9 protein-coding genes are annotated in these 10,505 nt (G+C 65.3%); 4 read left to right on the forward strand and 5 right to left on the reverse strand.

Features of this window, described 5'->3' with window-relative positions; translation table 11 throughout:
* The first annotated feature begins 249 nt into the window (after nt 1-249).
* Together K883_RS17145 and K883_RS17150 are read left to right on the forward strand one after the other, a co-directional pair.
* Nucleotides 250-1,710 carry an aldehyde dehydrogenase family protein gene (locus K883_RS17145; protein ID WP_020822132.1) on the forward strand — a complete coding sequence of 487 codons (1,461 nt, stop codon included), beginning with the start codon at nt 250-252 and terminating at the stop codon, nt 1,708-1,710.
* On the forward strand, nt 1,707-4,106 hold the full coding sequence (locus K883_RS17150) for a CaiB/BaiF CoA transferase family protein (RefSeq protein ID WP_036455042.1): 2,400 nt from the start codon (nt 1,707-1,709) through the stop codon (nt 4,104-4,106). The genes K883_RS17145 and K883_RS17150 overlap by 4 nt, the downstream gene beginning before the upstream one ends.
* Nucleotides 4,107-4,128: 22 nt before the next feature.
* On the opposite strand, the gene K883_RS17155 is transcribed toward K883_RS17150, so the two are convergent.
* The 3 genes from K883_RS17155 to K883_RS17165 form a co-directional block, all read right to left on the reverse strand.
* Nucleotides 4,129-4,605 (reverse strand): MaoC family dehydratase, encoded by a 477-nt coding sequence (locus tag K883_RS17155; protein WP_020822134.1) that lies wholly within the window; start codon nt 4,603-4,605, stop codon nt 4,129-4,131.
* Nucleotides 4,602-5,795: an amidohydrolase family protein gene (locus tag K883_RS17160; protein ID WP_008255403.1), complete on the reverse strand. Its 1,194-nt coding sequence runs from the start codon at nt 5,793-5,795 to the stop codon at nt 4,602-4,604. Before K883_RS17160 ends, K883_RS17155 begins: the two co-directional genes overlap by 4 nt.
* A gap of 90 nt (nt 5,796-5,885) precedes the next feature.
* Nucleotides 5,886-6,497 (reverse strand): isochorismatase family protein, encoded by a 612-nt coding sequence (locus K883_RS17165; RefSeq protein ID WP_020822135.1) that lies wholly within the window; start codon nt 6,495-6,497, stop codon nt 5,886-5,888.
* A gap of 74 nt (nt 6,498-6,571) precedes the next feature.
* On the opposite strand from K883_RS17165, the gene K883_RS17170 reads away from it, so the two are divergent.
* Nucleotides 6,572-7,018, forward strand: a complete 447-nt coding sequence (locus K883_RS17170) for a nuclear transport factor 2 family protein (RefSeq protein ID WP_023879877.1) — start codon at nt 6,572-6,574, stop codon at nt 7,016-7,018.
* A 3-nt stretch (nt 7,019-7,021) separates the two neighbouring features.
* Here K883_RS17170 and K883_RS17175 read toward each other — a convergent pair whose 3' ends face one another.
* On the reverse strand, nt 7,022-7,924 hold the full coding sequence (locus K883_RS17175; RefSeq protein WP_020822136.1) for a TIGR03619 family F420-dependent LLM class oxidoreductase: 903 nt from the start codon (nt 7,922-7,924) through the stop codon (nt 7,022-7,024).
* A 10-nt stretch (nt 7,925-7,934) separates the two neighbouring features.
* Nucleotides 7,935-9,035 (reverse strand): acyl-CoA dehydrogenase family protein, encoded by a 1,101-nt coding sequence (locus K883_RS17180; RefSeq protein WP_020822137.1) that lies wholly within the window; start codon nt 9,033-9,035, stop codon nt 7,935-7,937.
* Between the two features lie 268 nt (nt 9,036-9,303).
* Between K883_RS17180 and K883_RS17185 the strand changes: the two genes are divergently transcribed.
* Entirely contained in the window at nt 9,304-10,500 is a 1,197-nt protein-coding gene (locus K883_RS17185) for an amidohydrolase family protein (RefSeq protein ID WP_020822139.1), read from the forward strand.
* Nucleotides 10,501-10,505: the final 5 nt, after the last annotated feature.

Raw genomic sequence — 10,505 nt, forward strand, 5'->3', positions numbered from 1 at the left:
GTAGTAGTGGGCACCGCACGCCTTCCTTGACACTGGGCTGTCCGGACAGATGACACAAGAATGTCCGTTTCCATGCTGTCTACAGGAGAGCTGGATCATCTGTCAATCACCGCATATCAGGCTAGAAATGGCTCAAATTAGCCGTTGACGGCGTTGCCGCCGGCGTGTACACACAGTTTGAGTATGTAAGTTATCTCGGTGGCGTCGCCCGCGCTGCTTCACGATCGTGCAGTCAGGAAGGCAGGCAGGATGGCTGGGTCGAGTTCGCTCCTCGAGGCCTACGGTCACTACATTGACGGCCAGTGGACCGACCCGGACAGCGGACGCTACGACGTCGTCAATCCCGCCACCGAGGCGGTGATCCAAACGGCGCCCGATGCGAGCGTGGCGCAGGTCCGGCAGGCGGTCGCAGCGGCCAGGTCCGCCTTCGACACGGGTCCGTGGCCCACGGCAGAGCCCGCGGAACGGGCCCGATGCCTGCAACAACTCAGCGATGCGCTGATGGCCAGGGGCGAGGAGGTCTACGCACTCGCGCAGGCCGAGTGGGGTTGTTCCGCCAACGAACGGCTAATCCACGTCGATGGTCCGGCATTCATGGTCGGTCATGCGGCCGAGCTCGCGACGGAGCCCGCCGAGGCGCCGATGGATGCGTGGGGGGCCGCGGGCACCACACTGCTGCGCTACGAACCGCTCGGTGTGGTGGCGGCCATGACGCCGTGGAACTTCCCGCACACCCTCAACGTCATGAAGCTGGGCGCGGCACTGGCGGCGGGAAATACGCTGGTGCTCAAGCCTTCACCGCTGACACCGCTGGCCGGGCTGGCGTTGGCGCGAATCATCGACGAGGACACGGATATTCCCCCCGGCGTCGTCAACGTGGTGACGCCGACCAGCGTCGAGGCCAGCCGGAGCCTGACCCTGGATCCCAGGGTCGACATGGTGAGCTTCACCGGTAGCTCTGTCGTCGGCCGCGATGTGATGGCGGGAGCGGCGACCACCATGAAGCGCGTTCTGCTGGAATGCGGGGGCAAGTCGGCGACCATCCTGCTGCCCGACGTGGACGTCAGCGACGACTTGTTGGATCGGCTGTTGTTCGAGGGATGCACGATGCACGCGGGTCAAGCCTGCATTCTCAACAGCAGGTTGCTGCTGCCCGAGGCGATCCACGACGACGTGGTGGACCGGCTCGCCGAGTTGTCCCGCGGGGTCGTGATCGGCGATCCCGTCGATCCGGCGGTCACCATGGGGCCGTTGATCAGCCGCGAGCAGCTCGACCGTGTCGAGGGATTCGTCAAACGCGCCGAAGCCGACGGTGCGACCGTCGTGGCCGGGGGAGGCCGTCCGAAGGATCGCAGCAGCGGTTTCTATTTCGAGCCAACGATACTCACCGATGCATCCGCCGATTCGTATATCGCGCAGGAAGAGGTGTTCGGTCCCGTGCTGACCGTGCTGCGGTATCGCGACGACGACGACGCGGTGACCATCGCCAACAATTCTTCTTATGGCCTCGGTGGCGCGGTGTGGGGGAGCGACATCGACCGTGCGGTGGCCATCGCCCGCCGGATCAGGACCGGACAGGTTTCGGTCAATGGCACGATCCCCGGAGACGCGCCGTTCGGAGGCTTCAAGCAGAGCGGCATCGGTCGGGAGGGCGGCGTGATGGGACTGCGGGCCTATATGGAGCCCAAGGCCATCGGGATACCCGCGTGAACCGACCCCTGGCGGGCTTGCGCGTCGTCGAGTTGGCCTCCGAGATCGCGGGCCCCTATTGCGCGAAGCTGCTGGTGGACCTGGGCGCCGACGTGCGCAAGGTCGAGCCCCCGTCAGGTGACCCGCTGCGCCGCTGGGGTCCCTTTCCGCCCGGTGGTCCTCATCCGGAGCGAAGTGGGCTGTTCGAGTACCTGAACGCCGGAAAGCGCGGCGCCACGGTCGATTTCGCGCATCAAGATGGCCTTGAGGTCCTGCGCGAGATGATCTCCCTGGCGGATGTCCTGGTCGAAGACTTACCGGGGGGCGCACCTGAGCGCCAGGCGTGGGGTCTGGACGCGCAAACCCTGGCCCGGGTCAACCCGGATCTCGTCGTGGTTCGGATCTCCAGCTTCGGTCAGGAGGGGCCACTGCGTGACCGGGTGACGACTCCGCTTACCCTGCAGGCGGCGGCGGGTTGGATCAACGTGCGTGAGCCCGGCCGTGCGCCGCTACAGGCCGGCGCCCGCATCCCGGAATACATCGCGGGCGGATACGCGGCCCTCGGCGCGCTGACGGCCCTACGCGTCGCCACGGCCGAAACGCACCGGCCGGTCGAGGTGGACGTGTCGATGTTCGAGTCGTTGTTGTCGACGCTGCCCTATCCCATGCTGATGGCCGCCCGCCTGAAAAGCCTTGGCTTGCCGACGAATTCCAAAGCCGCGCCGATGCTGGGTATCGTGCGTGCCTCCGACGGCTGGATCGGGATCAACTGCCTGACCGGTCAGCACTGGCTGGACGTGTGCGCGATGGTCGGTTTGCCCGAGTTCGGCGACCACCAGCTCGCGATCATGCTCGGCGGGCCCGAGCGCGACGAGTTCTTCGCCAAGGCCCAACCCTTCCTGGACTCGATGTCCGTCGCCGACCTGGTCGAATTGAGCCAGGCCATGCGCATACCCGCGGCGCCGATCACCGACGGCGACACGATCCTGGGCTGCCCGCAGTATGCGCAGCGAGGGTTTTTCGTCGACGCGGCCACCGACGGATGGCGATTCACCAGGCCAGGCGCGCCGTTCCGGCTCTCGAAGACCCCGGTACCGCCGCCATTGCCCGCTCCCGCCCTCCGAACAAACGGCGCGCAGGCCACGTGGAGCAAGCGCGACGCACCGCGCCCGACGGGTGACGTCGCCGACGTCTCTTTGCCGTTCGCCGGGTTGAAGGTCTTCGACTTGAGCACTTTCTGGGCGGGCGCGTATCTGACGTGCTACCTCGGTGCGTTCGGGGCGGACGTGATCAAGGTCGAATCCATTCAGCGGCCCGACGGACACCGCTACTCGGGCTCGCTGCTGCGCGAGGGCGACGACTGGTACGAGCGCGGGCCGCTGTGGCAGGGAACCAATCTCAACAAGCGCGACATCACGCTGGATCTCACCTCTGCCACCGGTCGAGAGTTGGCGCTGCGACTGGCCGCGGAGGCCGACGTGGTGGTGGAGAACTTCTCGCCGCGCGTCGTCGAACAATTCGGACTGGATTACGACTCCATCGCGCGGCTCAACCCCGGCGTGATCATGGTGCGGATGCCCGGGTTCGGGCTCCAGGGGCCGTGGCGCGACTACGTGGGCTGGGCGCTGAACATCGAACAGGTGTCAGGCATGTCGGCCGCGACCGGTTATGCGGACGGCCCGCCGTGCAATCTGCAGGGGCCCGCCGACCCGATCGCCGGCGTACACGCATGCGTCGCGCTGCTGGCCGCCCTCGAGCACAGGCGGTCCACCGGCGAGGGGCAGCTGATCGAGGCGGCGCAAATCGAGGTCGGCGCGGCGGTGACAGCCGAACCCGTCATCGAATACTCGTTGACGGGCGCGGTGCGGCCGCGCGAGGGAAACCGGCACCGCGACTACGCGCAGGGCGTGTACGCGACCGCCGATGTCGACGACTGGGTCGCGCTCTCGGTGCGTCATGACGATGACTGGCGAGCGGTGCTGGACGCCATTGACCGCCCCGACCTGCGCAACGACCCGAGATTCGCCTCCGCTGCGGCGCGCCGGGAAAACCACGACGAATTCGACGAGGTACTGGCGAATTGGACGTGCGAGCGAACCGCGGAGGAGGTCGTGGCAGCGTTTGGCCGGCATGGCCTGCCCGCCGAGCGACTACTGACGGCCGACCGGATGTATGACGTCGAGCAACTCGACGCGCGCGGCTTCTATCAGGACCTGGACCATTCGATCACCGGCCAACAGAGGTTTCCCGGCTGGCCTTTTCGCATCTCGCCGGGACCCGCACACCAGCACAGGGCCGCGGCGCCGACACTCGGGCAGCACAACGCCGAGGTGCTTGGAGCGCTTGGACTTTCCGCTCAGGAGATTGCCGCGTTGCGGGAGCAACGAGTGATCGGGGAACGCGTTCTCAACGCGTAGTCGATGAACTCGGCCCGTTCGGTCAGGCGTCGACCATCGCGGCGATCGTGTCGACGACGCACGCCGGGCGGTCGCTGCCCTCCACTTCGACGGTGACGCGAACCGTGGCCCGGCCGCCCTTGTCGTTGCGCTCAACCTTGAGCAGTTCGGCGCCAGCCCTGATGCGGGAATCGACCGGTACCGGGCCGGGGAAGCGCAGCTTGTCGCTACCGTAATTGACCTGCATCGCCAAGCCGGTTACCCGGTAGATCTGTTGCACGAGAATGGGTACCAGCGACAAGGTCAGATAGCCGTGGGCGATGGTCTTGCCGTAGGGACCGGCGGCCGCCTTCTCAGGGTCGACGTGGATCCATTGATGGTCACCGGTCGCCTCGGCGAACAAGTCGATTTCCTTCTGCGTGACCTGGCGCCAATCGCTGAAACCGAGGTGCTCGCCGACGTGAGCCTCGAAGTCGGCGATTCCGTCGTAAACCTTCGGGGATGTGGGCACCCGGGTCATGCCGGAACCTTGAGCCCCAACTGCTCAATAGCGTTGCCGCCCATGATCTTCGCCTTGGCGGCCTCGGAGACACCGTCGAGCCGATCGACGAAGCTCAGCGGATCACCGATGCCCTCGGGGTGCGGGAAATCGGAGCCGAACATCACGTGATCCTCGCCCATGATGTCGATAATCCCCTTGAGGTCGTCCTCGAGGAACGGATGGATGTAGATGTTTCGCTTGAACACCTCGACCGGGTGCTCGTCGAACTCCTTGGGCATGATCTTGTACGCGGTGTTGAGCTGCTCGAGCAGATTGCGGACCCACCCGCTGCCGTTCTCGACGCAGAAGATCTTCAGATCCGGGAAGCGCGACAACGCGCCGTGGCAGATCATCGCGGCCAGGGTGTCCTCGATGGCGCGGTGGCCCATCACGACTTCGCGTAACGCGCTCGGCTTGAAGGAGAGGTACTCGTCGCCGCCTTCCCACTCCATGAGGTGTTTTTGGTAGCCGCTGTCCGAGGCGTGCATGGTGACCGGCATGCCGGCGTTGACGACCTCTTCCCAGAACGGGTCGAACTCGGGGAGGCCCATGGAGCGCGAACCGCCGAAGCGGCTGGGCACGGGTGCGGGCCGCACCAGGAATGTCTTCATGCCGCGCTCGAGGCCCCAGTGGAATTCCTTGATGGCTTCGTCCACCAGGGGCAGGCAGATCACGGGGGTGGCGAAGATCCGGTCGTGGTAGTTGAACGTCCAGTGCTCGTGCATCCATTCGTTGAGCGCATGAATGATCGCGTGCGTGAGGATGACGTCGTCGGTCGTGCGTTCCTCGATGAGGCTGGCGAGCGTCGGATACATGACGCACTGATCGATGCCGAGTTCGTCCATCAGTTCCAGTCGCGGCGCGGGTGACTGGTACGCCGGGATGACATCCATTGCCTCGCCGATGAATTCGCGGAAGTTGAGGCCTTCGGGATTGTTGCCCAGGAAATAGTCCTCCGCGCTGCCCGGCCTGGCGACTCGCTCGAACGTCGGGTTGGGGATCATGTGGCTGATGTGGTCCTTGACGACGAGTTTGGGTCGGCCGTTGACCTCGACGTAGCCGACCTTTCCGCGGTGCTCCTTCGGCAGGTACTTGGTGAGCGCGTCCGTCGTCTCGTACATGTGGTTGTCGATGTCGAAAACCGGGTACGGCAGAGACCGGGGTGACATGAGGCTATCCCTCCTCCGAGCAGCGAATATGAGCGTTTACGCTAAGTGAGAACGACGTTATCACTTTGGCTTTTCAACATCCAGACGGGGTCAGGACGCCGGGATCCCTTTCCACGCGTCAATCACGGCATCGGTGGTGGTCACCGTGGCGAGCAGGGACAGCGTGTTATCGATGATGGACTCGGCATACTCCCGTGGATACCCGCTCACCGCGTCACGCGGCAACACGAACTGATAGCTGCGGTTCACCGCGTCCATCGCGAAGTTCTGGATGGCGATGTTGACCGAAACGCCCACTCCCACAATGGTCTTGATGTTCATGTTCCGCAGCACCGAGTCAAGATCGGTACCCGTCATCGGTCCGACGCCGTGGGTGCGGGTCAGCACGAGGTCGCTGGGTACCGGACCGAGTTCGGGCAGGACCGACGCGCCGGGGCTGCCGGGAGTCAGGTCGGCGGCGAACGATTTTGCGGCCATGAACAGCCGGGCATTGCTGTTCGATCCTCGGTTGTCCGGGCGTTTCTCGATCAGGCAGTGCACGACCGCGACACCGGCCGCCCTGGCGGCGCCGAGCAGCCTGGCGATGTTGGGAATGGCTTCGCGCCGGGCCTCTTCGGCGAGCAATGGCAGGCCGGCCTGCGGCCCGATCACCCCGCCCTGGCACTCCTGGGTCACCAGCGCGGTGGTTGCGGGATCGAGCATGGCTTGAAGGCTGGGTGGTGGCATGAGAATAGACGTTATCGTGTGCTGGAACTCAATTTCCACGAGGAGGACCGATGGAGGCTTGGGAGCTTGAAGTGCGGGAGTCGGTACGGCAGACGTTGGCCGACTACACCGCCGCCACCGATCGATTCGATCTTCGTGCGCTGGCGGCGTGTTTCTGCGACGAGGGAGTGCTGGAATTCACCGGCGGTGCCGAGCGCTTGACGGGGCCCGCGCAAATCGAGACCGGCCTCGGCGCCGCGGTGACACGGCCTTCGACACCGGGCCAGCCGGCACGGCGCGCTCCGACCCACGTCCGCCACCATGTCTCCAGCATTCGGTTCGGGTCGGTGGCAAACACCAGGGTCGAGGTCAGCAGTTACTTCGCGGTCCACACCGACATCGGACTCGACCACTGGGGCCGCTACCGCGACGTTCTTGTGCCCCTGAATGGTCGGTGGCTGTTCGCCCATCGCCGGATCAGTGTGGACGCGTTCGCGGCCGACAGCCTGATGGCCTAAGGGTCATGCCGTGATGAACTCCTTGGCGAAGGCGCGCGAACGTTCGATGAGTTCGTTCCGGTCGGAGCCGGACGGGGCGATGGTCAGCCAGGTGACCCCGGCGGCAGCGAGCCGCGCGATGATGGCGTGACGTTCGTCGGCCGATCTGCTGTCCTCCAAGAGGTTTCCCGCGGAGAAGCAGATGTCCAGCGGTGCGGTGCGGCCGATGTCGGCCGCGTACTGCTTGGCCCAGCCGATCGCGACCTCCAGATCCTCGATGGTCGAAATCTCCGCGGTGCGCGAGGCGGCGGCGTAGCCGAACGTGATGAACGGTGCCCACCCCTGGGCGCGCGATACCGCCCGGCGCACGGCCGGCTTGCTGTTGCCGCCGACCCATACCGGTGGGGGAGTCGTCGGCAGCGGGCGCAGCCGAACACCGCGGGCGGCGAATGACGTCCCCTGGTAGGCGATGTCCTCGCCGGTGAGCACCTTGTCCAGTACGTCCAGTGCCTCGTCGAGCAGAGTGCCGCGGCTGTCGAAATCGATTCCGAGGGCCTTGAATTCGGGCTTGAGATATCCGGCGGCAGTTCCGAGAATGAGGCGTCCTTTTGACAACGCGGCGAGGCTCTGAATCGATTTGGCGCCGAGAAAGGGATTTCGGTAAGCGGCGATGTAGACATTGGTCAGCAGCCTGATGTCGGTCGTTGCGGCGGCCGCGAAAGCCAACGCGACGAACGGATCAAGGGCGTGGTGGCCGCCGTGGTCGAGCCACTTCGCATCGGGTGCGGGGTGATCGGTGACGTGGATGGCCGCGAACCCGCTCTCCTCGGCCACTCGCGCGATTTCGGCGATCGCTTCAGCGGTTACGAACTCATCGACCGTGTCGACACGATGAGTCGGCAGTTCGAGGGAAAAGGAGACGGTCACGAGGATCCTTTCATTCAGAGACGAGCGTGGCCAGGCGCTGCGCGTGGTAGTCCGGGTCGCCGAAAATCAGCTGACTGACCTTGGCGCGGCGGACGTACAAATGGGCGTCGTGTTCCCAGGTGAAGCCGATTCCGCCGTGGATGCGCATGTTGTCGAGCGCAACCTGCAGGAAGGCTTCCGAACACACCATCTTCGCGACCGACGCGGCGGTCGGGAGATCATCGGTGCCGGCCACTGCGGCCGCATGCGATTGGGCCGATCGCGCGCCCTCCACCTGAACCAACATGTCCGCGCACCGGTGCTTCACCGCTTGGAAACTACCGATCGGCCGACCGAACTGAATTCGATTCTTGGCGTAGTCGACGGCCATATCGAGGCACCGTTGCGCCGCGCCGACCTGTTCGGCCGTCAGCGCGACGAGCGCGAGGTCCGATGTGCGGGCAAGGAACTTCGCGGCACCACCGTCTGTTCCGATCAGCTCCGCCGGTGCGCCGTCGAACTGCACCCGCGCCACCTTGCGGGTGCGGTCGAGTCCGGCCAACGGCGTGCGACAAAGCCCCTCTGGCCCGGCACGTACCGCGAACAACGACACGCCCGCGTCGGTGATGGCCGGCGCCAAGACGACGTCCGCGGTGTGACCGTCGATAACGAGCGGCGCCTCACCACGGATCCGATAACCGGCGCCCCGGCGGTCGGCCCGCAACGTCACGGCATCCGGGTCCCACGCGCCGAGTTGGCCGTTGAGGATCAGCGTCGCGGTGGTGGAACCGTCGACGAACCCAGGAACGAACCGCTCCACCGCCGCGTCGTCCTCGCTGGCGAGAATGGCCTGCGTCGCCAGCGCCACGGTGGCGAAGAAGGGGGAGCACACCAGCGGGCGTCCCATTTCCTCGAACACCACCGCAAGTTCGACCGCACCGGCACCGGCCCCGCCCCATCGTTCCGGCACGACTATGCCCTGCAGTCCCAACTCGCCCGCCATCTGGCGCCACGACGCCTCGTCGTACCCGATGTCCGTCGCCATCAGCTTGCGAACGGTCTCGCTGGGCGATGTCGCGCTCAAGTAGTCGCGGACGACGCTGCGAAGCTCGTCGACCTCACTTGACGGCACGCAGGGCCTCCCGGTTCGGCCGCACCCGGGCTGCCGCGGGATCTGTGATACGCAACGCGGCAGACCGAACGCTCAGCGGTGCCCACCCGATCATGTTGTCGTACGGCGGTTTTGATGGAGTCATGTCTTCCTTTGCGCGATCGCGGCCGACGCCGGCGTCCCTCACTCGGGCGCCTGGCCATCCCGCGCGAGATGGCCATTGTCGGATCAGGATAGTATGTTTTGTGAAAATAGAGAATAATCATTCTCGCGCTTAAGGAGCGAAGCGGTGACGACGAAACTCGACTACGGCATCTTTGACTGCGACACCCACTGCTACGAGACGCGGGACGCGTTCACCCGTTATCTGCCGGAGGAGTTTCGGGACCGGGCGATCACCACCGTGCGCGGGGCGGACGGCGTCGAGGTCATCCTTGCGGGACATCGGGTCGCCACGTTCAACAGCGAAGGGGGACTGGGCCTCGATGTCGCTTATCGGCCGGGCTCGCTCAAGGAGATGCTCAAGCAGATGGGATCGGGCAACCCCGAGGAGTCCTACGAGCCGCAACCCATGCAACCGGAATTCATCGAGCGCGGTGCACGCCTTGCCGTCATGGCGGAGCAGAACATCGAGCGTATGGTCATCTATCCCAGCGGTATGGCCCTGGCCGCCGAACACTACGTCGACGACACAGCGGCACTGTACGCCAACCTGCGCTCGTTCAACCGATGGTTCGACGAAGAGTGGGGTTTCAACTACGAAGACAAAATTTTCGCCACGGCGCTGATGTCGTTGCGCGACTTGGATTCTGCGATCGCCGAGACGGAGGCCATCATCGCGCAGGGCGCAAAATTCGTGCTGCTGCCGACCGGGCCGGCTTACGGTCGATCGCCCGGCGACCCGTACTTCGACCCGATTTATGCACGCTTGCAGGAGGCCGGCTGCATCCTGGTGTTCCACATCATGCCGTTCTGGTACTTCAATGCGATCTCGCCCGCCTGGGGACAAAACTCCGACCCGGCTTCTTGGCACATGTCGGCGTGGCAGTGGATGAATGTCTACGGCCAGCGGCCGATCGAGGAGACGTTGTCCGCTCTCATCTTCGACAACCTCTTCGGTCGCTTCCCCGGCCTGAACGTCCTCGTCGCCGAGCACGGGGCGGAATGGGTGCCGTTCTTCGTCAAACACATGGACAAGAGCAGAGGGATGGGCCGCAACGGGCCCTGGATTGGTGGGAAGCTGACGGAGCGGCCGTCGACGATCTTCCGCCGTCACGTCCGTGTCGTGCCCTACCCCGAGGACGACATCCCAGGAATCGTCGCGGGCTTGGGATACGACGACTGCTTGGTGATGGGCTCGGACTACCCGCACGCCGAAGGCCTGGCCGTGCCGGCCGAGTTTGCCAAGCTGCTCGACCCGCTCGACGACGCCGCCAAGCGGCGGATCATGCGCGACAACGCCGACCAGCTGCTGTCCCGGAGCTAGCCGCC

It is taken from the genome of Mycobacterium sp. TKK-01-0059 (assembly GCF_000709305.1).
In the GTDB taxonomy this organism is placed as follows: Bacteria; Actinomycetota; Actinomycetes; order Mycobacteriales; family Mycobacteriaceae; genus Mycobacterium; species Mycobacterium intracellulare.